This is a genomic window from Sphingobacterium sp. InxBP1 (assembly GCF_026191775.1).
GTDB classification, from domain to species: domain Bacteria; phylum Bacteroidota; class Bacteroidia; order Sphingobacteriales; family Sphingobacteriaceae; genus Sphingobacterium; species Sphingobacterium thalpophilum.
Genome location: NZ_JAINDX010000046.1, coordinates 433816 through 458706 on the forward strand (window position 1 = coordinate 433816; position 24891 = coordinate 458706).

18 protein-coding genes and 1 riboswitch are annotated in these 24891 nt (G+C 44.9%); of the genes, 9 read left to right on the forward strand and 9 right to left on the reverse strand.

From position 1 onward, the window contains the following. Position 1: 1 nt before the first annotated feature. Positions 2-361 (reverse strand): MmcQ/YjbR family DNA-binding protein, encoded by a 360-nt coding sequence (locus K7A41_RS14155; RefSeq protein ID WP_265714207.1) that lies wholly within the window; start codon positions 359-361, stop codon positions 2-4. A 248-nt stretch (positions 362-609) separates the two neighbouring features. Here K7A41_RS14155 and K7A41_RS14160 point away from each other — a divergent pair, with 248 nt between their 5' ends. After that, complete coding sequence (locus K7A41_RS14160; RefSeq protein ID WP_265714208.1) at positions 610-1191, forward strand: ankyrin repeat domain-containing protein; 582 nt, start codon at positions 610-612, stop codon at positions 1189-1191. Between the two features lie 39 nt (positions 1192-1230). Here K7A41_RS14160 and K7A41_RS14165 read toward each other — a convergent pair whose 3' ends face one another. After that, a complete protein-coding gene (locus K7A41_RS14165; protein ID WP_265714209.1) occupies positions 1231-1785 on the reverse strand; it encodes a thioredoxin family protein in 555 nt (184 codons plus the stop codon). A 119-nt stretch (positions 1786-1904) separates the two neighbouring features. Between K7A41_RS14165 and K7A41_RS14170 the strand changes: the two genes are divergently transcribed. The 3 genes from K7A41_RS14170 to dnaK all read left to right on the forward strand — a co-directional run bounded on the left by K7A41_RS14170 (position 1905) and on the right by dnaK (position 7496). Then, positions 1905-4595, forward strand: coding sequence for a TonB-dependent receptor (locus tag K7A41_RS14170; RefSeq protein ID WP_265714210.1), 2691 nt, complete (start codon positions 1905-1907; stop codon positions 4593-4595). Between the two features lie 13 nt (positions 4596-4608). Continuing rightward, positions 4609-5460, forward strand: coding sequence for a GLPGLI family protein (locus K7A41_RS14175; RefSeq protein ID WP_265714211.1), 852 nt, complete (start codon positions 4609-4611; stop codon positions 5458-5460). A 131-nt stretch (positions 5461-5591) separates the two neighbouring features. Next, complete coding sequence (dnaK, locus tag K7A41_RS14180; protein WP_028071847.1) at positions 5592-7496, forward strand: molecular chaperone DnaK; 1905 nt, start codon at positions 5592-5594, stop codon at positions 7494-7496. 58 nt (positions 7497-7554) lie between these two features. On the opposite strand, the gene K7A41_RS14185 is transcribed toward dnaK, so the two are convergent. The 3 genes from K7A41_RS14185 to K7A41_RS14195 form a co-directional block, all read right to left on the reverse strand. Further along, positions 7555-8235 (reverse strand): TIGR02117 family protein, encoded by a 681-nt coding sequence (locus K7A41_RS14185; protein WP_265714212.1) that lies wholly within the window; start codon positions 8233-8235, stop codon positions 7555-7557. A 116-nt stretch (positions 8236-8351) separates the two neighbouring features. Further along, positions 8352-9263, reverse strand: coding sequence for a sugar phosphate nucleotidyltransferase (locus tag K7A41_RS14190; protein WP_265714213.1), 912 nt, complete (start codon positions 9261-9263; stop codon positions 8352-8354). A gap of 132 nt (positions 9264-9395) precedes the next feature. Continuing rightward, positions 9396-10937, reverse strand: coding sequence for a helicase HerA-like domain-containing protein (locus K7A41_RS14195; protein ID WP_265714214.1), 1542 nt, complete (start codon positions 10935-10937; stop codon positions 9396-9398). Between the two features lie 171 nt (positions 10938-11108). Here K7A41_RS14195 and K7A41_RS14200 point away from each other — a divergent pair, with 171 nt between their 5' ends. The 4 genes from K7A41_RS14200 (at position 11109) to K7A41_RS14215 (ending at position 15744) form a co-directional block, all read left to right on the forward strand. Further along, positions 11109-11444: a hypothetical protein gene (locus K7A41_RS14200; RefSeq protein WP_232048665.1), complete on the forward strand. Its 336-nt coding sequence runs from the start codon at positions 11109-11111 to the stop codon at positions 11442-11444. Positions 11445-11632: 188 nt separating this feature from the next. Continuing rightward, entirely contained in the window at positions 11633-13168 is a 1536-nt protein-coding gene (locus K7A41_RS14205) for a SulP family inorganic anion transporter (RefSeq protein WP_265714215.1), read from the forward strand. Between the two features lie 88 nt (positions 13169-13256). Continuing rightward, on the forward strand, positions 13257-13904 hold the full coding sequence (locus tag K7A41_RS14210) for a carbonic anhydrase (RefSeq protein WP_265714216.1): 648 nt from the start codon (positions 13257-13259) through the stop codon (positions 13902-13904). 169 nt (positions 13905-14073) lie between these two features. After that, complete coding sequence (locus tag K7A41_RS14215; protein WP_265714217.1) at positions 14074-15744, forward strand: glutamine--tRNA ligase/YqeY domain fusion protein; 1671 nt, start codon at positions 14074-14076, stop codon at positions 15742-15744. Between the two features lie 87 nt (positions 15745-15831). Here K7A41_RS14215 and K7A41_RS14220 read toward each other — a convergent pair whose 3' ends face one another. The 4 genes from K7A41_RS14220 to K7A41_RS14235 form a co-directional block, all read right to left on the reverse strand. Next, on the reverse strand, positions 15832-18861 hold the full coding sequence (locus K7A41_RS14220) for a protein O-mannosyl-transferase family (protein WP_265714218.1): 3030 nt from the start codon (positions 18859-18861) through the stop codon (positions 15832-15834). 153 nt (positions 18862-19014) lie between these two features. Continuing rightward, the gene (locus K7A41_RS14225; protein WP_028071839.1) at positions 19015-19971 is read right to left on the reverse strand and encodes a methylenetetrahydrofolate reductase; all 957 of its coding nucleotides are present in this window, start codon (positions 19969-19971) and stop codon (positions 19015-19017) included. A gap of 70 nt (positions 19972-20041) precedes the next feature. Next, positions 20042-20144, reverse strand: a riboswitch (SAM riboswitch). 95 nt (positions 20145-20239) lie between these two features. Continuing rightward, positions 20240-20764 (reverse strand): ribosome maturation factor RimM, encoded by a 525-nt coding sequence (gene rimM / locus K7A41_RS14230; protein ID WP_028071838.1) that lies wholly within the window; start codon positions 20762-20764, stop codon positions 20240-20242. 72 nt (positions 20765-20836) lie between these two features. After that, on the reverse strand, positions 20837-21358 hold the full coding sequence (locus K7A41_RS14235) for a 30S ribosomal protein S16 (RefSeq protein ID WP_265714219.1): 522 nt from the start codon (positions 21356-21358) through the stop codon (positions 20837-20839). Between the two features lie 182 nt (positions 21359-21540). Here K7A41_RS14235 and K7A41_RS14240 point away from each other — a divergent pair, with 182 nt between their 5' ends. Continuing rightward, entirely contained in the window at positions 21541-24891 is a 3351-nt protein-coding gene (locus tag K7A41_RS14240; protein ID WP_265714220.1) for a UvrD-helicase domain-containing protein, read from the forward strand.

The window sequence follows — 24891 nt, forward strand, 5'->3', positions numbered from 1 at the left end:
TTTAAATATGGAGTTCTTCTCTGATTTTACGTGACAAGCTGTTGACGACAAGTTCATAACTATGCTGAATGAGCTGCTGTAGCGTACTGTCATCCAGTTCGCGATTCGCAAAGACGGTATTCCAGTGCTTTTTATTCATATGATATCCCGGCAATACCGTCTGACTATACCTTTCCCGCAGTGCAATGGCCCGCTCGGGGTCACATTTTACATTAAACCGAAGCTCCCCGATCTGGTCGAGTCCGACGAGCAGAAAAACTTTGCCCCCGATCTTAAACACCAGCGTATCCGGACCAAAAGGCGTCTCTTCCATGACCGAACCAATGGACAGACAATATTCTCTTAACTCTTCTATGTTCATATCTTGTACTTAATTTTGTAGCTCCCGTCACATGTGAGGTCTCTGAAAGATAAATTTGACAACCAATGGTATAAATTTAACAAAATTGCTGCTAAGTTAAATGGTAGATTTGTCTTTCATCAAGGATCGGCTTTACATACATGAAAAAATATATCCGACAAATACACTGCAGGCTATTATTGCTTACGATAATAGTAAGCCTATCTGTACAGTGCAAAAGTATGGACACCACAAACCACCAGGACAATATGAATCAAGACAACATCATCGCCGCTGTCGTCAGTGGACAGATCAGCGCGGTAAAAAACTATCTGGCAGCAGGCGGTGATGCCAACCGAAAAGCAGCCGATTCGAAATCCTTGCTCCTGATTGCCACCGAAAAAAATAACAGGGATATGGCGCAGCTATTATTGCGATATGGTGCCGATGTCAACCTGCAGAGCGATAACGCGGACAGCCCCTTTTTATATGCCGGCGCAGCTGGTTATACGGAGCTCGTCAGGCTTTATCTCAAGCACGGTGCAGACTTCAAAATCTTCAACCGTTATCATGGTACGGCACTGATCCCTGCCTGTGAGCGCGGGCATATTGGGACCGTACGCTTACTGGCCAATACGAAGGGATTTCCCATAGATCACGTCAACCGCTTAGGTTGGACAGCGTTGCTGGAAGCCATCATACTCGGCGACGGAAGTCAAAAGTATGTGGAGATTGTCAAAATCCTGTTGGACGCCAAATGCGACAAAACCATCCCAGACAGTGAAGGCATTACGCCCTTACAACATGCCAGACAACGTGGTTTTACTGCGATCGCAACCTTATTGGAGTAGCGCGTTTTGTACCGGCAGTTTTGGTGAAAGCAAAAAGATTTATTTCCCCAGCAGGTATTGAATTTCCTTTTGGATTTCCCCGCCTTTATCTGCGTTATACCATTTCTGGATCTCTTCTTTGATCTCCGAAAAGTCTTTGCCAGCTTCTTTTAACCTTAAAAATAGCTGTTGGCACGCTTTGGGACGAGGCCCCCAGACCGCTATATCCCGGCCTTCTTCGTCACGCACAACAAGGATCGGAATAGATTTTCCCCCGTTTGTCAAATACGAATCGATCAGAAAAGGCGCGCTGTCACGCAACTGGATGTCGACTGTAATATTTGGATTCTGTGCAGCCATCTTCACCAGCATGGGCACCGAATGTGCAGCGTCACCACACCATGGCTCTGTAATAATTATCCATTGCTGTTTTTGTGATACACCTGCAATAAACTGTTGAAAATCCACGGACAGCTCGAAACGCTTCAACCAACGTCCCATTCTGGACCAATTCATTTTTGTGTATTGAAAGTACTCTTCGTCCTGATATGTCGGGTGATTTTCGGGATGATTCAAGATATCTTCAAACTGCTGTAAATAAAATTCAAACGTCATAACATCTATTTTGTGCAAAGGTAATTTTTTAGATACAACTTTCTCAAAAAATCCTTATATTATCAATTTAACACTACTTAACACTTTGCTAGATTATCTTTGACAGATATAGCCAGTACATGAAAAGATTAATTCACATCATACTGCTCTTATTACTTTTTGTTCACGGCGTTGCTGTCGCTCAAATAAGCATAAAGGGGAAAATCATAGACAAAGCAGACAACAAACCGTTGACTAACGCCTCCATCATCTTACTGAACAGAGATTCGGTGCTCCGTTATTACAACAGGGCAAATGAAGAGGGGAAATTTATGTTGAAAAATGTCACTCCCGGAAGCTACATCGTGCTGGCCACCTACCCTAAGTTCGAACTGTATAGCGATACTATCGCAGTAGCAGATAATGACATCGACCTGAAAGAGATCAAAATCAGTTCACAAAAAAATGTGCTCGAGGAAGTCATCGTCACCCGAAGGCTGCCCATTACGCTGAAAGGCGATACCATCGAGTATGATGCCGCCAGTTTTGCAACCGAGAAAAATGCTAAACTCGAGGATCTCCTACGGCGCCTGCCCGGCTTTACCGTATCGGGCAATGGCAGCATTACCGCTCAGGGAAAGGCTGTTCAAAAGGTGTTTATCGATGGCGAAGAGTTTTTTGGCTACGATCCCAAAATTGCTATCCGCAATGTTCGGGCTGATGCGGTAGATAAAGTGCAATTGTATGAGAAAAAATCAGAAGAAGCGGAGCTGTCCGGTATAGATGATGGTGTCCGCATCCAGACCGTAAACGTGGTGTTGAAGGAGAAGGCAAGGAAGGGTATTTTCGGGAATATGGAAGCCCTCGGTGGCACAAAAGAGCTCTACGCCGGCAATCTATTTGCAGCGAAATTTAACAGAACGGAACGGATCGGCATTACCGCCAACCACAACAATATGGGCGGCGCCAACGGATTTGAGGGTTCTATGCGCATGAACAACCAGATTACGGGCCAGCCATTAAGCACCTCGCTCGGCGCAAACTACGAGAACCAGTTTTTCAAGAAAGCCTTAAAGGTAAATGCCAATTATAACTATAATAACAATAGCAACAAAAACGAATCTGAAAATTATAATAAAAACGTCCTTCCAGATAATTCCATCCTGGAGACAAACAGTAAAAACCGCACAAAAAGCGGTTCGCGGACCAATGGCGTGAGGTCGCATTTCAACATCCGGCTGGACTCTACCCAAAACATGGACGTCCAGGCAAATGCCAACTGGCTAAATAACGACAATAGCAACAATACCGAAAGCTTTACGAGGGATGGCCAAGGAACCGACATCAGTAAATTCAGAGAGGAGAACGCATCAAACACATCAACCAGGAGCAATAACCTGCGTTTAAACTACCGAAAGAGACTGAAGGCGGGGAGTTCACTCAATCTGATGATCGCGAACAACAGGAATGAGTCCACTTCCACCAGCAAGGTAAACTCTGAGACCATCATTTTTAAAAGTAATGACACCACCCGTATCAACCAGGACAGAACAGGCAGTAATAAGGGGAATGACTTTGCGTCTTCGCTCAATTTCAACAAACGGATAAGTGATTTTATGAACATAGCGCTAGGCTATAGTTTCAATTATTCCAAACGCACCAATACACAAAATTCGGTTGATAATATAACCTACCAATTCGATTCATTATATTCAAAAAACCAGATCGACGACAATACCAATCAAGGGATCAATGTCCACCTATCGTACAGAAAGGAAAAATTTGACATTAATGTATCCAACCGAACCTTCTACAAAGATCAAAAACTGCAAGATAGCTACAGGAATATTGACTTATCTAGAAATTTTTGGGACAACAACTTGAATCTTGATGCGAATTACAGGATCACAAAGAGCAAAAATATCCGGCTGTCCTATATGAGTTCCAGCATCATCCCTTCTTTTGAGCAATTACAGCCTCTGCAGCCGCAGACCAATCCATTGTTCCAACAGGTCGGTAACCCAGACCTGAAACGCGCGGTCAACAATAACATCTCCGCCAACTACAACGCGTTTAGTTTATTGAAGGGAACCAATATGAATGTCAATGGGAATATTTCTTTTATCCGCAACCCCATTGTAAACAAAACAACAGTACTCGAAAATTCGGCACAGATCAGCAGCTATGAAAATCTGTCCGGTAAGTCAAACTGGAATGCGGGGCTCAACATCAACCACATGCAACCTTTGGCCAACCGCCGCATCAACTTCAATAAAAGTGCAAATTTCCGCTACAACAACAGCTACAGCTATACGAGGTTCGGAAACGAGCAGTCCGCCGGCGACTTCCTTCTGAACAATGCGAAAAATACTTCTTTTGGCGTAGGCGCAAGTGTGAATGAACAAAATTCTGAGGGCTTCGACTTTGATTTATCGTTGAATACCGGACTCAATCTGCAGCAAAACTCAATTAATAAACAGTACGATGCCACCAGCTTCGAAGGCAGTGCTTCGGGATATATCAAATATTTCCTTCCGAAGAAATTCAATATTGTCACCAATCTATATTACAGCTATACAGGACCGACAAAACTTTATAGAAAATCAATCAATCAGTTTTTCACCAATGTCGAACTGGAGAAAAAAGTACTAAAAGACCAGAGCCTCACACTCAGTGTCAAAGCTTTTGACCTCTTTAACACGTTTAACAACACCCGCCGTACCAATAGTGACACGAACTATTCAGAATCGGTTCAGCAAGTATTGACACGCTATTTTCTCCTGGGTGTGAAGTGGGATTTTAACAAATATTTAGGTAAAGGAAATGATTAGAATCTGTTTTTTCATGATACTATGTTGTCTGTCTGTACGATCTCTACAGGCACAATACGCCTATTTTGGCAGTCGCGGTACGATAAGTTTTGATAAGGTGATGTACACCAAGGCCCGCATACGGGAGCTGTCCAGCGACAGGAATTCAGGAATGCGCGGCGGCATGATGCTGGATTATATGGATAATATTCCCGAATCCCAGACGGAAAAGCTAAACCTGTATTTCGACGAAAATTCGACCGTGCTGCTGCAGGATGACAATACCGGCGAAGAAAAGCAAAATACGAGCAGCAAAATGCGGACAACGACGGGTGCAGCAAATTCTGCTCGCGGCAACAGAAACCGTGGTTCTGTACGTGGCGGTGGTGCTTGGGGCATGTATGGCGGACGCAGCAGCCGCAATGCCAAAGTGCTGTATCAGGATCTAAAAGCGGGGACGGCCGATATCCAACTGGATGTAGATGAAAAATACCTCCTCTCAGAAACGCTGGATAGTATCACATGGCGTTTCACCGAAGAATTCCGCAATATCGCAGGGATCAACTGCCGCCGAGTGAACGGCGCGACCAAAGACTCCCTTTATCTTATTGCCTATTATACCGAAGAGATCCCGGTATCTGCCGGACCGGCACTGACACATGGCCTTCCGGGCATGATACTAGGCTTGGTCATCCCCGAAATGCATATCCAATACTGGGCCACCAATGTGGCTTATACCAATAACCCGGTTCCATCAGACTGGCGCGACAAGAAATCCAAAAAGATGAAGTTTACCGAATTTACCGATCTCTTTGGCAGATATATGCCACGCAATCGACAGAATGAATCCGCCAAAAAGCGGATATTGGAACAACTGGTCTACTGAAAATGTCAGTTTGGCAGTACATCAGGACAAATTGATGACAAATAGTGATTTTTTTACAAAACATTTCGATTGGCATAAGGGTTGATAATAGATGATAGAATTTGTTTTAGTAAAAAATTAAAATACAAGATATGTCTAAAATTATAGGAATTGACTTAGGTACTACAAACTCATGTGTTGCCGTAATGGAAGGTAACGAGCCTGTAGTAATTACGAATAACGAAGGTAAACGTACCACGCCTTCAATCGTAGCTTTCGTAGAAGGTGGAGAGCGTAAAGTTGGTGACCCAGCCAAACGTCAGGCAATTACCAACCCACATAAGACGATTTATTCTATCAAACGTTTTATGGGTCTTTCATACGACGAATCAGTCAAAGAAGCTGAACATGTTCCTTACAAAGTCGTTAAGGGCGACAACAATACGCCACGCGTAGAAATTGACGACCGCAAATATACTCCACAAGAAATTTCTGCTATGATTCTTCAAAAAATGAAGAAAACAGCTGAAGATTTCTTGGGTCAGGAAGTGACTGAAGCAGTAATTACCGTTCCTGCATACTTCAACGACGCGCAACGTCAAGCCACTAAAGAAGCTGGTGAGATCGCCGGACTCTCTGTCAAACGTATCATCAACGAACCTACTGCTGCAGCATTGGCTTACGGCCTTGATAAGGCACACAAAGACATGAAAATTGTCGTATTTGACTGTGGTGGTGGTACACATGACGTTTCAGTATTGGAATTAGGTGATGGTGTATTTGAAGTAAAATCAACCGACGGTGATACACACTTAGGTGGTGACGACTTTGACAACGTGATCATTAACTGGTTAAATGAAGAGTTTAAAAACGACAACAATGGCTTTGATCTGAAAAAAGATCCTATGGCATTGCAACGTTTGAAAGAAGCTGCTGAAAAAGCGAAAATTGAATTGTCAAGCGCAACATCAACAGAAATCAATTTACCATACATCACTGCTGACGCAACTGGACCAAAACACTTAGTCCGTACATTGTCACGCGCTAAATTTGAGGCTTTGGCAGCAGATCTAATTCAAAGAACGATTGCACCTTGTGAATCTGCATTGAAAAATGCCGGTTTCAGCAAATCAGATATCGACGAAATTATCCTTGTGGGTGGTTCGACACGTATACCTGCTATCGTTGATGCCGTGAAAAACTTCTTTGGAAAAGAGCCTTCTAAAGGTGTAAACCCAGACGAAGTGGTCGCTCTAGGGGCAGCTATCCAAGGTGGTGTATTGACTGGTGAAGTAAAAGATGTCTTGTTATTGGATGTTACCCCACTTTCGTTGGGTATTGAGACCATGGGTGGCGTAATGACCAAACTGATCGAGGCCAATACAACGATTCCGACCAAAAAATCAGAAACATTCTCTACAGCATCAGACAATCAGCCTTCTGTGGAGATCCATATCTTACAAGGTGAACGTCCAATGGCAAACCAAAACCGTACCATCGGCCGCTTCCACTTGAACGATATTCCACCAGCACCACGTGGCGTTCCGCAAATCGAAGTTACTTTTGACATCGATGCCAATGGTATCATCAAAGTATCAGCAAAAGATAAAGCGACTGGTAAAGAGCAAAACATCCGTATTGAAGCTTCTTCAGGTCTTTCTGACGAAGAAATCAAACGCATGAAAGAGGAAGCTGAAGCAAATGCGGATGCAGATAAAAAAATGAAAGAGGAAGCTGACAAAATTAATGCAGCTGACGCGCTGATCTTCTCAACTGAAAAACAATTGAAAGAATACGGCGATAAAATTTCAGCAGATAAAAAAGCGCCTATCGAAGCTGGCTTAACTAAGTTAAAAGCAGCATATGAAGCGAAAAACTTCGCTGATATCGATGCAGCTTCTGCAGAATTGCAAAATGCATGGAATGCCGCTTCAGAAGAAATGTACGCTGCTTCACAAGGTGGCGCACAACAGCCACAGGGAGATGCCGGCCAGGCGCAAGGCGGAAACCAGGGCGGTGATGATGTCACTGACGTGGATTACGAAGAAGTGAAATAAGTTCGCTGATCAGAAAAGGAAAAGCTCCGGCCGTTGGCCCGGAGCTTTTTTTATTTCCTTATTTTTTTCTATAGTGGCTCAATATGCCTTTGTCCAATGTCGCCCATATACCGGCAGGCATACCGGCTTTCTTCAAAGCGTTATTGGTCCAGGTATTACAGGAATAAAACATACTGTAAGCGCCCTTAGCTTCATAAAACGCATCCGCATCATCATATTGGGCATTCGTTTCGACCAAGATAGGATGCCCCTCGTGCAGATCCAGCGACTCGTGTATATACTGTATCAATGCACGATACTGCTGTGGACTTATTTTATAGCCAAAACATAGGTCATTTTCCTGAATGGCCCGATAATATGTCACATGGATGGCAGACTCGCCAAGACCGAAAGCAGCAGTAAAAGCTGTCGAAGCTTTCAGATCCTTCCATTCTGGTGTCTCCAGATAGAAGCCCTTGTCGCCCCAGCCTATGCCCACATAGTGATAATCTGTTTTTTTTCCCCGCGTGTTGGCATAAGGGAATAAGGTAGACCAGTCCATCTCGGCGGACAGCACAGGCACTACCACATCGGTGTGAACGCCATTGGATTTCACATATACCTGAATACTGCGGTCAGCAGCGGCATCGATACGAGCGGCAGCAAGCCTCGACAAGCTGTATTCCGCTACGAGATATAAAACGCAAAAACCAATAATTCCTAAAATAATATACCCTAACACTTTAAGCAATCTTTTCATGTAAACAAGCTATTAGCGAAATTACCACAGGCAGCCCCAGGTTTCCTTCGTCTTCAAAAAAAAAACCTGCATTGCCTACACAATACAGGTTCAATATAAGCTATTTCTTTTAGCTCTTAAAATAACTTTTCGGGATACACCCCGTCGGCAACCAATTTGGAAATTGATTCCTGAACGATGGGTTTATCTTCTTTGTATGTAACGCCAAACCATTTGGATGAGGTTGGGATTACCTTGAAATCCGCCATTTTATGTTTTACCATATAATCCGGAACAGAAGGAATAAAGAATTCGGCTTTTGGATTTTCTTTATTCTCTTCCACAAATGCCGGAAACATGGATTGTGCCACTTCGAAAATTTTGGGTGTAAAACCCCAGAAGTTCATTGAAACACGCGTCTGAGGATCGAGGTCGTATTCAACGCCGTTCTCTTCATACACAATCCTGCGGCTGTCACCTTCGCCTTTATAATAGATATTAGTGCGCTCCGTGACACTTTCCATATGCCCTGTAGGGCTAACTTCACAGACACCGCGGGAGACATAGCCGTAGTCGGACATGGTATTACCTACCTGAAAGCCCATCAAGGACATCTGCTCGTCAGAGACTTCGGTAGTTAAAAACCGGGCCATTTTTTCAAAAGAATCTGATCCGTAGAAATCGTCAGCATTGATGACGCAGAAAGGCTCCTTTACCTTATCTTTTGCGCTCATGACAGCATGTGCAGTACCCCAGGGTTTGGTTCTCTCGATGACATGACTGACACCGAACTTCGTTAAATCAAAATCTTGAAAAGCGTAGTCTACCTCAATTTTACCTTCCAATTTTTTATCAAAAACTTCTTTCATTTTATCCAGAAATTCTTCGCGGATAATGAAAACAACTTTTCCAAATCCTGCACGAATGGCATCATAGATGGAATAGTCAATAATTGTCTCACCGTGTGGGCCAAAACCATCTACTTGTTTTAAAGAACCATACCGGCTAGCCATTCCTGCTGCCAAAATCAAAAGGGTTGGTTTACTCATATTTAAATTGCGTTAATAGAACTTTCTTTTCGTCCGCAAACTTAGCTAAAATTGCCTGTAAAAGCAAATGGACACATTCCCTTGCCGCAGCCAAACTGGGTTTATCTGAAGACGTAAAACATGAATTTTCTGTTATTTCTTTTTTAAAAATGCATTTAGTAAGCCAGTGGCAAGTTTACCCAGCAGCTTTACGCCTTCTCTTGCGAGCGTCGTCGTCGCCGTCCGCTGCGCAGCCTCCAGCGGAGTCTGTCTTCTCGAAGTGGACCTGCTCGCCTTAGCGGCTTCTTTTTCGGCAGCCGCACGCCGCTCTTCCTGTGCTACAACTTGCATTTTCTCATCGATAATTTCTGCCGCAGAACGATTTTCCAGCCTCTCCAGATACTTCATGCGCAGGTCAGACTGATTGATGATCTGCTGGATCGTCGCGTCATCTGCGGGCCCCATCACTGCACGGGCGGCTACAAGGTGGGTCGCTACGACTTCAGTCGGAATTCCCTTATCGTTCAGTACCGTGATCAGCGCCTGTCCCGTACCTAAGGAAGTCAGGATCTGGTCGATCTCATAAAAATCTGATTTCGGATAGGTCTTTACTGTTTTCTTCAGGTTTTCGGCATCATTGGGAGTAAAGGCCCGCAAAGCATGTTGCACACGGTTTCCTAATTGCGCCAACACCGATTCAGGAACATCCGTCGGAGACTGGGTGCAGAAAAATACGCCGATTCCTTTAGAACGGATCAAGCGGATAATCTGATCCACCTGCGTCAAGAACGCTTTCGATGCTCCATTGAAGAGCAGATGGGCTTCGTCAAAGAAAAAGACCAATTTGGGTTTATCAGGATCGCCTACCTCCGGCATATTTTTGAAAAGCTGCGCCAACAAACTCAGCAAAAACGTTGAGTAGAGCACAGGCTGGTCCTGCACATCCGAAATATTCAATAAGCTGATCACACCTTTGCCATCCACTTTCTGGAATAAATCGTTAATATCAAATTCCTTTTCGCCAAAGATGTGCGCCAATCCCTGCTGTTCCAATGCAACAATCTTACGGAGAATAGTTCCCGAGCTCGCCGAGCTGATCTTACCGTAATCGTTTTTGATTTCCTCACTTCCCGGACCATCCGAAAGATAGGTCAACAGCTTCTTGGTATCGTCAAAGTCGATCAGCGGCATCTGATGATCCTGTGCGTATTTAAACATCGCTGCCAGTACCCCTGTCTGCGTTTCGTTCAGCTCTAAAATTCTACCCAGCAAAACAGGGCCAAAATCCTCCACAGTAATCCGCATCGGAATGCCCTTATTGCCTGACAGCGAATAGAGCTCAACAGGAAAGCTCGAAGGTACAAAGGGCACGCCTACAGCATTCCCACGGTCAATGAGGGCCTGATTGCTTACGCCTGGAACCGCAAGACCAGAGAGATCTCCCTTGACATCGAGCATGAATACGGGCACCGCGGCGTCCGACAGCTGCTCGGCTATGAGCTGCAATGTCCGCGTTTTACCAGTTCCTGTTGCTCCTGCGATCAAGCCGTGACGGTTCATCATTTTCAAGGCTAGGTTCACTTTCGCCTCCGCCAGGATTTCGCCGTTCAGAATTCCGGCACCTAAGTATATAAACGCCCCTTTGGGGTTATAAGAAGCTTGAACCTTCTCAATAAATTGTTCTTTATTTGCCATGAGAAAAGGCTTAAAATGTATGTATTATAAATTTGATTCAAAACTTACCAAAAAATAATCTTTTCGTCACAATTTCGTGCCAAAATGCATTTTTTTCGCACTTTTAATTTGAAATTAACATAGAATTGCTATTTTTACGATGTAAAACAATTAAGATAAAGGTAATAAAAAATGTTAAATAAGAGATTTAGATTTGTGGCCGCATTCATTTGTGCGATCATCTTTTTCACAAAGATGGCCATATCTATTTCGCCTATTTTTTCGAACAGTTTAGATCAAAATACCATCTTACAGGTTGTTTTGCAGCTTGAAATCGAGAACAACAATGGCGCAAGCAGCGACACGCTTGAAACGGCCTCAAAATTCTTCAATACAAAAACAGACGACCCTATTGTTTTTGAAAGTATCCTCGTTGAGAACCAAGGAAAACAGAAAAACTATCTAAAAAACGAGAAAAGCATTTTAGCTTTCCATCCTACGGTTCCAACTCCGCCTCCTAACTGTTAAAACTATACGTCCCATTAGGGATGTATGACTTCATCCGCAAGCTGAATCCCAGCCTGTGCGGTTTTTTATTGACTTTTTTACTGAACATACTGCCTACAGTCGACGTCGGAAGGGAACGCTTTGGCACCTATCCATAACTGTCGCAGCATGCTTCATAAAGATTTGTTTAACAGATAAACACGAATTTTATGTTTGGAACTCGTACGTCTGCTTTTCTGAAACTTTCGAAAAGAGACTTAAAATATGATTTCCCAGCTAGTGTTGTGGTGTTTTTGGTGGCACTTCCATTATGTTTGGGAATTGCAATGGCCTCAGGTGCGCCATTGTTTGCAGGATTATTGACTGGTGTAATTGGTGGAATCGTCGTCGCTTCAATCAGTAAATCACCATTAAGTGTGAGCGGACCAGCCGCTGGGCTTACGGTTATCGTACTCGGAGCTATACAGAGCCTGGGGGCCTATGAAACTTTCTTGCTCGCGGTCGTCATCGCGGGTGTGCTACAGGTGATTTTGGGTATACTCAAGGCTGGCATGATCGGAAACTACTTCCCTTCAGCAGTTATCGTGGGTATGCTGGCCGCAATCGGTATCACAATCATTATGAAGCAGATCCCTCTCGCACTGGGATTGGTGGAAACCCATGCTTTTGAATTAGACAATGGACACGGCATCGGCGCGTACTTCGATACATTGGTATCCGCTATCAACTTTGGCGCATTCATTATATGTGCACTGTCACTGGCGATCTTGATTTTCTGGCCGGCCATTCCGAAACTCAACAAAGTACCGGCACCACTGGTTGTGGTCATTGTAGGTGTCATTCTAGCTTATTTCTTTCAGGGCTCTTCTTTTCAGCTGCATGACAAACAGTTTGTAGTGGTCCCCATCGTTGGCTCCTTTGCTGAATTTACGGGCCTATTCACCTTGCCGGATTTCACTCAGATTGTCAACAAAGATGTGTGGATCGTGGCATTTACGATTGCCATTATTGCCAGCCTCGAAACCCTCCTTAGTATCGAAGCTGTAGACAAAATAGACCCCTATAAGCGCAACACGCCGACCAACCGTGAGCTCATTGCGCAGGGTGTGGGCAATATGACCAGCGGGCTCCTGGGCGGTTTGCCGTTGACTTCGGTTATCGTCCGCTCGTCGGCAAATGTCAATGCCGGCGCCAAAACAAGACAATCGGCTATGTTGCACGGTATGTGGCTCATCGTTGCGATATTGGCAATCCCCACCTTATTAAACATGATCCCTCTGGCCTGCCTGGCAGCAATCCTATTGCACACAGGATATAAGCTGGCCAAACCAAGCCTGTTTACCTCCATGTACAGAAAAGGTCTGGATCAGTTTATTCCATTCTTCGTCACCATTGTGGCTGTCGTGCTGACAGACCTCCTGATGGGTGTGGGTATCGGTATTGTCGTAGCGACCTTCTATATCTTAAAGGCAAATATGAAAAATGCTTTTAAGTATAACCTCGAAAAGGATAATGAGGAAGATAAGGCCGTCATCACACTGGCAGAGGAAGTCTCATTTCTGAATAAGGTTCCAATTCAGCAAAAGCTGTATAGCCTGCCCAAATCAGTCAGTAAGATCCGTATTGATGGGACATTCAGTAAATTCATAGACAAGGATGTCATTGAAGTCATCAAAGACTTCGAACAGAACGCCAAAAGCAAAGGTAAGGAAATCGAACTTTTGCAGGTCGTTTATAAAAAATAAACTGTTCGAAATGAACAATAATTTTAGAAATTTGTACTATTATAAAATCAAAATAAAAGCTCTAGAGCAGCAAAGGATATAAAAAAATATGGAAAATAAAGATTTAAAAGCAGGATTCGACAACATTATCAAAGGAAACCAAGACTGGATGGAATTTGTGAAAAATGATACCACAGGACGCTTCCAGCAGTTGGCAAAAGGTCAAAGCCCCGAAGTTCTGTGGATTGGCTGTGCGGATAGCCGCGTGCCGGCAAACGAGTTGACAGGCAAAAAACCGGGAGAAGTCTTTGTTCACCGCAATATTGCCAACATGGTTATCCACTCGGACATGAGCTTGCTCAGCGTACTCGACTATGCGGTCAATGTGCTGAAGGTAAAACAGGTTATCGTTGCAGGGCACTACGGCTGTGGCGGTGTTGCCGCATCTTTGAGCAGCAGCCAATTCGGTATCATCGACAACTGGCTTTGCCACATTAAAGATGTATATCGTCTGCATAGCGAAGAGATCGACAGTATTGAGGATACCGAAAAGAAAACAGACCGCCTGGTTGAACTGAACGTTAAAGAACAGGTCTTTAATCTTTGCTCCACATCGATTATCCAAAATGCGTGGAAAAATGGTCAGCCACTTGCTGTACACGGAATGGTAATCAATATCGGTACCGGTGAACTGATCAATCAAAATTGTACTTTTACAAGCAATGAATCCCTCGGAAAGGTGTTCGCTTACAAATAGTAAAATCGGTCAAAGGGACGAAAATTTCGTCCCTTTTTTATTCCCGTAGGGACCAGTCCAACTCCCCCTGTTCACATCCTCCACTTTTCGCTGTTTACAGCCTTCTATAGACGTCGAATATCTGTGGCGATCTAGCTAATATCTCACTTCTAATAACTAACTTTGTATTATGAGTGAAGAAAAATCATTAAATTTTATCGAGGAAATTGTCGAAGAAGATCTTCGTACAGGAAAGCATGGCGGACGTGTTTTGACACGTTTTCCTCCTGAACCAAATGGTTACCTCCACATTGGTCACGCCAAATCCATCTGCTTGAATTTTGGATTAGCACAGCAGTATAATGGCAAGACTAATCTACGTTTTGATGACACTAACCCTGTCACTGAGGATACCGAATACGTTGAAAGCATCAAAAAAGATATTCAATGGCTTGGTTTCCAGTGGGCACAGGAACTCTATACTTCAGATTACTTTGAGACCTTATATGGTTACGCCGTGGAGCTGATCAAAAAAGGTCTGGCCTATGTTGATGATAGCACAGCCGAGGAAATTGCAGCAGCAAAGGGCACTCCTACCGAGCCCGGCGTTCCGACGCCCTACCGTAACCGGTCTATCGAAGAAAATCTGACATTGTTTGCAGATATGCGCGCCGGAAAATATAAGGACGGAGAGAAAGTACTCCGTGCAAAAATTGATCTGGCCAGTCCAAATATGCATATGCGGGACCCTTTATTGTACCGCATTAAGCATGCTCATCATCACCGCACGGGCGATAAATGGTGTATTTATCCAATGTATGATTTTGCGCATGGACAGTCAGATTCCATTGAGCAAATCACGCATTCCATCTGTACGCTTGAGTTCATTCCGCATCGCCCTTTGTACGACTGGTGCATCGAAAAATTAGAAATTTTCCCATCAAAACAGTACGAATTTGCAAGACTCAACATGACCTATACCGTTATGAGCAAACGCAAACTGCTTCAGCTGGTCAATGATAAGATCGTTGAAAGCTGGGACGACCCGCGTATGCCGACGATTTCGGGATTGAGACGTAGGGGATATACACCGGCCAGTATCCGCAACTTTTGCGAGAAAATCGGTGTGCAAAAGCGCGAAAATATGATAGACGTCAGTTTATTGGAGTTTTGCATCCGCGAAGACCTCAATAAGACAGCCTGGCGCCGGATGGCTGTACTTGACCCGATCAAGCTGATCATCACAAACTATCCCGAGGGTCAGGTCGAACAGCTTATCGGTGAGAACAATCCAGAAGTTGAAGGTGGTGAGGGATCCCGGGAGATTCCTTTCTCTAGAGAACTCTGGATAGAGCGCGAAGATTTTATGGAAAATGCGCCGAAAAAATTCTTCCGTTTGGGTCCGGGCCTATCTGTACGCCTGAAACATGCTTATATCGTCACCTGCCACGATTTTGTGAAAGATGACAACGGTCAGATCACCGAAGTGCACTGTACCTATGTACCCAACTCCAAGTCGGGCGAAGATACATCTGGGCTGAAAGTCAAAGGGACGATCCACTGGATTTCCGCAGCTCACGCTAAACAAGCAGAAGTGCGGCTATACGACAGGCTGTTCAACGACGAAAATCCAGCGGCCGCCGAGAATTTTAAAGATTCCATTAATCCCGGCAGCTTGCAAATCGTCGAACGCGCCTACATAGAGCCCGATCTGGCGAACGCCATACCGGGAAGAGGATACCAGTTCATACGACTAGGTTACTTCACGCTGGATACCCATGCGACTCCAGACCATTTGGTTTTCAACCGGACAGTCACACTCAAAGATTCATGGGGTAAAGAGGTGAAAAAAAACGCATAACGTTACCGAAGTAGAAACAACAAGAGCAGTCCAACCATCTGGACTGCTCTTTTCTTTTTCAGTATGTGAGCCTCCGGTTTGCTATCCTCACTCTGTTAAACCATACCATTGTTCATACTGGCGCCGGAGCGTCTCAACCCGTGCCAGCCGGTCCGCATCATTTGCTTCAAGCAAAATATCCCGGTAGCGGTCCACAGAATCCACTCCAGTCTGGATGTCGTTCCATTCAAAGCTCAAGTTCTTTTTCTCCATCTGCAGCTGATGCAGATATTCCATATTGTCGGCGACATAGTCCAGATTGCGGTCAAGCATCTTTCCCGCGAGCTGATGCTGCCCCGAACGGTACAAGCTATCAATAATATCGGCATAATTTATGGCGTCAGACATGGCATACACCTGGTCTGGCAACTGATCATAGGCTTTCTTAGCCACCTCCCCGGCGGCCTTTACCCGCCCCTTTGCTAAAAGTAAGCGGGCCGTTTTTCCAAAAATATCTCTGGCGTACATGCTGGCAAAACGGAAAGAATCTGTGTCCAAATAGCTGGCATTTTTACTATTCCCCCAGCGGTAGGTATTCATGATATTATGATAAAGCGCATCGACATTCACCAATTGACTGGTGGTCCCGCTCTCCCGGTCGTTATCTGCCGCTGCGACAGGCATCAATCTCGACACAAACCCCTCATTCACAAGATACTTATCCAATCCCAACTTGCTGTCGCCGGGAAGCATATTGGAAAAATAAATCGGTCTGTCCCAATGGTTATTTTCCAGTACGGAAAGTAAGGTGAGCTCTGATCTGCTCAAGTAATCTGTGGGAATTTCCCACTCCATGGCTGGTACAATGGCCTGTTCGAACGCTGTGGGAACTGCTTTGTTCAGAAGTACGGCCTGCTTATCAACCGTCAGCCGCAGTTTTTTGGTAGGAAAATAGTTAGCCAGCTCTCCGGAGGTCAGCTGCACTTGGTAAGCCGAATCGTCGGAAGTGACAAACTGCAGCAGCTGGCTGACATCCACAGCTTCCGTCAGTTGCCGGTCAATAAAAGGAATGTAGTCGCGGACGCCCTTCTTCGTTTTCTCCGCAGGAATCGTCAGCGGAAGACCGGCAGCCTGATAGGTGGACTTTTTTGCCTGCTGCATATACCAGTCTCCGCTCAGGTAGCTCAGCACGACGATGCGTACATCCCTGCGTACACCTTCCACTTCCTGCAGATACCATAGCGGAAAAGTATCGTGATCGCCATAGGTAAACAAAATGGCATTAGGCTCGCAGCTCTCCAGATAGTTGCGTGCCACGTCCCGCGCCAGCGATTTTTCTGAGCGGTTGTGATCATCCCAGTTTTGATAAGCCATGATCACCGGGCCAGCCAATAAAGCAAAAGATAAACCTGTGATCAGCGCATACCGCATCTGCGCAAAACGCTTCAGAAAGCGTACTATGGCAATTAGCCCCAGACCAATCCAGATGGCAAATACATAAAATGACCCTGCATACGCATAATCGCGTTCCCGCGGCTGCAACGGCGTCTGATTGAGATAAACGACGATCGCAAGGCCTGTAAACGTAAATAACAACGTAAGCACCAATGTATACGGCTTATTATTTCGGTATAGCCAGACGGCTCCTGCTATTCCGAGCAGCAAAGGCAAGAAAAAATAGGTATTTCGGCTGGGGTCATGCTCCTGTGACTTTGGAAGATTGTACTGCCCTCCCAGACGCCACTGATCCACAGCTTTGATGCCAGATAGCCAGTTTCCCTCCGTATAAGTTCCATATCCCTGCTTATCGTTTTGTCTGCCCACAAAATTCCATAAAAAGTATCTGGCATACATTTCTCCCAGCTGGAAGTTGAAGAAAAACTTAAAATTATCCGAAAACTGTGGTTTTTCGCCCTCTTTCAGCTGAAGATAACTGCGGTAATACGCCCTATGGCTGGCATCTTGGCTATAGATGCGGGGGAAGAAAGTTTCCCGGTCGTATTCATATTTGTCTATCCGTGTAAACGGGCTATAGCTGGACTCATCTTTCCGATAGCCCGCCTTGTTTTTGACAGCGACTACCTGGGAATCATAGTACGGACCTTTTAGCAGCGGTTCCTTGACATACTGCTCCCGTTCCAGATAACCTAAAAAAGAAAAGACATTGTCTGGTGCATTATTGTTCAGCGATGGGTTCGCTTTGCCCCGGATCAGGACCATAGTATAGGAACTATACCCAAACAGCACGAAGCACAGGGCCAATATGGTGGTATTTAAGGTATATTTTTGTCTTTTATGTGAATAATACAGACCATATACCAAACCTGTGATCAATAGAATACAGAGAAAGGAAATACCCGAGCCAAAGCCCAATCCCAGTGAGTTCACAAACAGGAGATCTAACTTTGAAGCGACGCCCACCAGCCATTGGATCACACCCCAAAGGATCATCCCCAAAGCCAGAATGCCTATAAGCAAGGCCTTAAAAATACCTTTCGGGCTAATTTCTTTGGCCCTCCTAAAGTAGATGACCATGGCGATGGCTGGAATAGCCAGCAGATTTAACAGGTGGACTCCGATCGACAGCCCCATCACAAAAGCGATAAAAATCAGCCAACGGTCACTTCCGGCCTGATCGGCACGCACTTCCCACTTGAGTATCGCCCAGAAGACCACTGCCGTACATAGTGAAGACATGGCATATACCTCAGATTCAACAGCCGAGTACCAAAACGTATCACTGAAACTGAAAGCCATAGCTCCGATAGCCCCAGCTCCAAAAACTTGTGCAAAGTAAGCCAAGGGTGACTGCTCTGCCCGCTTGAGCACTTTCTTCACCAAAGCAGTTATTGTCCAGAACAAAAATGCCACAGTCAGGCCGCTACAGCATGCCGAACCGATGTTCATCCAGTAGGCGATTTTGCCAGCGTTGCCTAGTGCCAGGTTTGAAAATATGTTCTGGATGAGAAGGAAGAGCGGTGCTCCGGGCTGATGGGCTATTTCAAGCTTGTAAGCACAGGCAATAAATTCACCGCAGTCCCACCAGCTTACCGTTTTTTCGGCCGTTGCGATATAGACAAATGTAGCAACAAGGCCACAGGCACAGCCGAAGATCGAGTTTAATCTATTGTACGTCATAAGGTGTCAATTGGTTCAAAATTTTATACTCCTTTTTCGGTACGTAAATTATAAAGTAATCTCGAGTTAAAAGTGTTAATTAACACAATTTAACAGCATAGACCACCGGCGAAGGCACCTGGTAGATAGCTTAGCAACCTGTCGCTACCAGAATTAAGCCAGCTTTTCTACAATTTTCTTTGTCGGTCCGGGATTACTCATGGTGTAGAAATGCAGCACTGGGGCGCCAAATTTAATCAGTTCCTGGCACTGCTGCACCAGCCATTCCTCGCCTACCTGTCTGACATCGGCATTTGTTTTACAGGCCGCAACCGCATCGCTCAGTTCTTCGGGAATGTCCAAATGGAAAATGCGGGGCAGGGTAACTAGCTGCTTTTTGGTGGTCAACGGCTTGAGGCCCGGAATAATAGGTACATGAATGCCATTATCCCGGCATTTGATCACAAATTCTTTATACTTATCAACGTTAAAAAACATCTGGGTAACGATAAACTCGGCACCCATATCAATTTTCTGTTTCAGGTACTTAAAGTCGGTATTAAAGTTGGGAGATTCAAAATGTTTCTCGGGATATCCGGCCACACCGATACAGAAATCGGTCTTTTCGGAGGTTACAATATCCTCGTGGAGATATTTGCCCTTGTTCATATCCACCACCTGCTGCAACAAATCGGTAGCAAAAGCGTGTCCGCCTTCCGTCGGTATAAAGTCTGCATCCCCTTTGCGCGCATCGCCCCGGAGTACCAAAACATTATCTATACCCAGAAAATTGAGGTCGATCAGCGCATTTTCGGTCTCTTCTTTTGTGAAACCACCACAGATCAGATGCGGAACAGCGTCCACCTTATATTTGTTCATAATGGCCGCACATATGGCCACTGTGCCGGGACGTTTGCGATAAGAGACTCTCTCCAGCAAGCCACTAGCATGTTCTTTGTAGATATAATCCTCCCGATGATAGGTGACGTCAATAAAAGGTGGCTTGAATTCCATCAGCTCATCCATCGTTTTAAAAATACTCTGGATTCCTTGGCCTTTTGCCGGAGGTAATAGCTCAAAAGAAAACAGTGTCTTTCCTTTTGCGTTCTGGATATGGTCGATAATCTTCATTAAAAATCTGTTTTTAGTTTTGGTTGGCTTACATCGAAACGCACGGATCCGGGAGTATTTATCGGCATGTAACTTATCTTTCCCACATGGAGTAGGGTAGAATTTAGCACCTTGAATAATACAGGTTGCTAAGGCTTCATTGGGTCTAGTCCCTCGGCCTTTCTCTATAAGCGATGCTAATATCGTTTTAAAAAATCAAAACACAAAACTATTTTTCGAAAATCCATAAAAAATAGCAACAAAGTCGACAGTACAATCCGCTACTGCTCTATTCGTTGTACAGATCGATTAACCCTTCCGGCAGGTTGACCTCTATAATTTCTTCCTCCCCATCTATCCCCAAAATGAGATCATCAGACAACGGAAACATCAGTTCCTTACCGTCCATATCTACGGTAGCGACAAACTGCTGTGGAAATTCCTGTACGTCAATAATTTCGCCCAGTTCACCATGATTTTCGTCTATCACCAAAAAGCCGATTAAGTCCGTATATCGAAAATCATCCGGATCACGCTCTGGCATCTTTTCATTGGGTAGATATACCTTCTTACGAACGAGAGGCTGCGCTTTGTCAATATGGTCGACATCTTCGAATGTTACATATGCTGTACTATTTTTCTGCAATTTTATCGTGTCGATAAAATACGGAACAAGCTTTTTGTTCACTTCCAAAAAAAGGACATCCATATCCAGAATTTCGTAGTCTTCAAATTCGAAAAACAGCTGCATCTCACCTTTGAGACCACGCGTCTTGCTGATATAGCCAATATAAAAACTTTGATCTACAGTCATTAGCGTATTTAATATGAGTAAAAAAAGCCGGCTCAGGATTGAGTCGGCTTTCTCGAATACTTTATGAAAGAATTAACCTTCAGTTTCTTCTGATGCTGGAGCTTCAGCTTCCTCTGCCGCAGGCTCTTCTGCTACAGGAGCATTTTTAGCAGCTACAGCAGCAGCAATTTCTTCTTTTTTCTTTGCTTCAGCAGCCAAAGCAGCTTTCTTCGCTTCTGCTTTAGATTGAGCTAAACCATCTTTTTTACCAGAGATTTTAGCTTCCTGAGCTTCAACCCAAGCATTGAATTTAGCTTCAGCAGCAGCTTCATCAAAAGCACCTTTTTTCACACCACCTTGCAAGTGTTTTTTGTAAAGAACACCTTTGTAAGAAAGGATAGCACGTGCAGTATCAGTAGGTTGTGCACCTTTATTCATCCAATCCAAAGCTTTCTCAAAATCCAGAACGATAGTTGCAGGATTTGTGTTTGGGTTGTAAGAACCAATACGTTCGATGAATTTACCGTCACGAGGAGCGCGAGAATCCGCTACGACTACATGGTAAAAAGGACGTCCTTTTTTACCGTGTCTTTGCAATCTGATTTTAGTTGCCATTTTTTAATTTTATTTTATGTATTCAACATATCCCCCGAGCTTCATGCTAGAGGGGACGCAAAGATAAGCATTTAAAAGAAAAAACGAAAACAAAATATGCTAATTTTCAGGATACCAAAGCAGTAACCCATCATTTATCCACGGCACTTGCCAATTCACTTTTTACTTTCTACCTTCATTCCATGAAATCTGTCGCGCCATTAAAAATACTAAAAGCTTCGGCTGGTTCGGGAAAAACTTTTAGCTTAACCTTGCATTACCTGAGCTTATTGCTATCCAATGAAAATAGCTACAGGGAGATTCTCGCCGTCACCTTCACCAATAAGGCTACCGCCGAAATGAAAGAACGCATCCTCTCGGTTCTCCACGGTCTGGCGACGGGAGACACATCGGCTAAAATCGAAGATTTCAGAAAGCTTCTCTTGCAGCGGTACCCAGACTGGAACTCATACTTGATCCAGGAAAAATCATTTCGTGTATACCGTCGGATATTACATGATTATAGCCATTTTACGATCAGCACGATTGACGGATTCTCCCAAAAAGTGATTCGCGCGTTTACCTATGAGCTCAATCTGGACGCTGCATATAAAATTGAGATGAATGTCAACAAAGTGAAAAAGGATCTGACCATCATGCTCAACCAGCTCCTGGACGAACGCCCCGATCTTCTGGATTGGATCATCGCCTACGCGGAGAAAAAGATAGCGAAAAACGAAAACTGGAACTATCGCCAACAGTTAATGGGACTGGCCAGTCTGATCTTCTCCGAAAACTTTCAGGAATTTGATGGATATATCAACTCCGCCAATCCCAGGGAAGTTTTCAATCTGCTGAATCAGGAGATCGACCAGAAGATACGTGCATACACTGAAGCTCTATCCTTGAGTATCGAAACGTTTGGGGAAACCTTCAAAAAGTTTAACCTAACAGAAAGTGAACTTAAAGGAAAATCGCGCAATAAGCTCTTCTCAGCCAGTAAGGTCAACAAGAATGTGGATAAACTCAGTGCTTCGGAAATCGCCAAGCTCTTAGATAAATATGTACAGTTAATCGACAACGAAAATGAGTTTACCGACAGCGACAAAAATGTCCGTTATGACCTGATGGCAGCCTTCACTCCGATTCTGCAGTCTTTTCAGACTTTACAGGAAAGCCTGCCTGCATTTATCGCCTACCAAGCTGTACAGAACAACCTCTATTACTTACGTCTGCTTAAAGAGATGAGCGATCTACTGACCCAATGGCGCAAGGACAACGGTGCCCAGCTTATTTCAGACTCTCAGCTATTATTGAACAAACTCGGCCTTGACGAAAACAGCGACCCCACCTTTATCTGGGAGAAAATTGGAAACCGCTTTAATTACTTTCTGTTTGATGAGTTTCAGGATACCTCCCGTATCCAGTGGAAAAACTACAGTCCTCTATTGATCAACGCTCTCGCTGATGCCACAGGCAGCCTAAGTGAGCACCTGATCGTCGGCGATGTCAAACAGAGTATCTACCGCTGGCGCAATGGGGACTGGCGGATTTTGCTGCAGCAGGTCGAACAGCAAATTGGTGCAGCTTTTCACCTCGCCGATCACACCAAATCTGCCATTGTTGAAAATGGCAGCCTCGATACAAACTTCAGAAGCCTGCCGAACATCATTACGCTCAACAATTACCTGTTCAGCACGATTCCCGGACAGCTGCAGCTGCTGCTCAACGAAAAAGTATATGAGAGCCTAGACCAGGCTGGCAAGGACTGGTGGAGCAGCTCAGGCAATGACAGCATGCTCGTACAGGCCTATCAAAACAGTCAGCAGGAAATACCGGAACACAAGAAAAACCGAGCCGATAAGCTGGGCTCCATCGAAATCGCATACCTTCCTGTGGCCGATGGCCGCTACCGCAGAAACCAGGTCGTGGAGCAATCCCTGCAGATGCTCTGCGAAAAAATAAGGGAATGGCTTCTGACGCAACGATACGAGGCTGGGCAGATCGGCATCCTCGTGCGTAGCAACGCCCAGGCAAGACTGGTGATCCAAAAGCTGATGGATTTCAAAAAAGAGCATCAGCTATCGCTGGAAGTGATATCTGGTGATGCCCTGTCTCTGGCCAGCAACGATGCGGTGCTCTTGCTGGTCGAAACGCTGAAGGCGCTGGTATATAACTCAGACAAGCATAGCATCCATAAAGCAAAAATGGTCTACCTGTACCAGACCATTCAGCAAAAGGTACTGCCACAGGAAGCCTGGCTGAGATTTGCCGCCAACGACATCCGGGCGCTGGACGGTTTTCTGCCTCAGCCTCTGATTGATTCCTGGGAAAGTTGGCAAAAACAACCGCTGGTGCACTTGATCGAAAAGCTCATTGAAATCTATGGACTCACCTCAGCCCACAACATACACCTTCCCTACCTTCTGGCATTCAAGGATATGATTTCAGCATTTTCAGCCAACGGCGAGCGCGGAATTGTCCAGTTCCTGGAATTCTGGGAAGAAGATGGAAACCGTGCTGTTCTACCCTCTAATGGTGACATCAACGCCATCGAGGTAAGTACCATACACAAATCCAAGGGGCTTGCTTATGATGTCGTCATGCTGCCCTTTTGCTCCTGGGATCTGGACGGAATGATTAATGGGGACTTCTGGATCGACACATGGGATACACCTTTTGCGCAGTTGGGCAAAATCCCGATAAAGTATACATCCACAGTCGGCAAATCCCTGTTTTTCAAACAGTATTTTGAGGAGATGTTATTCAACTATATGGATGCACTCAATACATTTTATGTGGCCACCACGCGCGCGGTTGAACACCTGTATATTACTGCCCCGGCGTTTAAAGAATCGGTGGACAAAAAAACGGGAGAAATCACAGGTTACGACCTCAAAAATGAGTATATCAGCGATATATTGTACCAGGTACTCGACTCTCCTGAATCTCCCTTTCCCCTGACCGACGCGGCGCTTCATATCGATCAGGTCATCAGGCGCGAAAAAAAAGACAGCGCCGACGAGCAGATTGTGTCGTTGGAATCCTATCCGATTTCCAGAGCACTGGAAATGGCGCTGGAAAAATCCAGTACCCGCAGTGTCAATGACATCATGATGCTTGAAAAAGCAGCTCAGTATGGTATATTGGCACATGAGATTATGTCTCAGATCTCCAAAGAGAAGGACATCCCCAAACTCGTGCATCAATTCATTCAGGCGGGTGTCCTCTCGAAAGAGGACGAACCTTTCCTGATGCAGGAGATCAACCAAATCTGGCATCACCCGATCATCAACGGTTGGCTCACCGGAAAGTATAAAATCTGGAATGAAGCCAGCATTATTACCTCCGAAGGTGAGACCATCCGGCCGGACAAAGTCTTTACTTCCAAGGAAGAGACCATCGTGCTCGATTTTAAGTTCACGCAGACCGACTACGTCGGCCACAAATATCAAGTAGACAACTACAAAAAGAATCTGGAGAATCTGGGCTATCGCAATGTTAAGGCCTACCTGTACTATGCGAAATCGAATCAGTTAATTGAAGTAAAATAA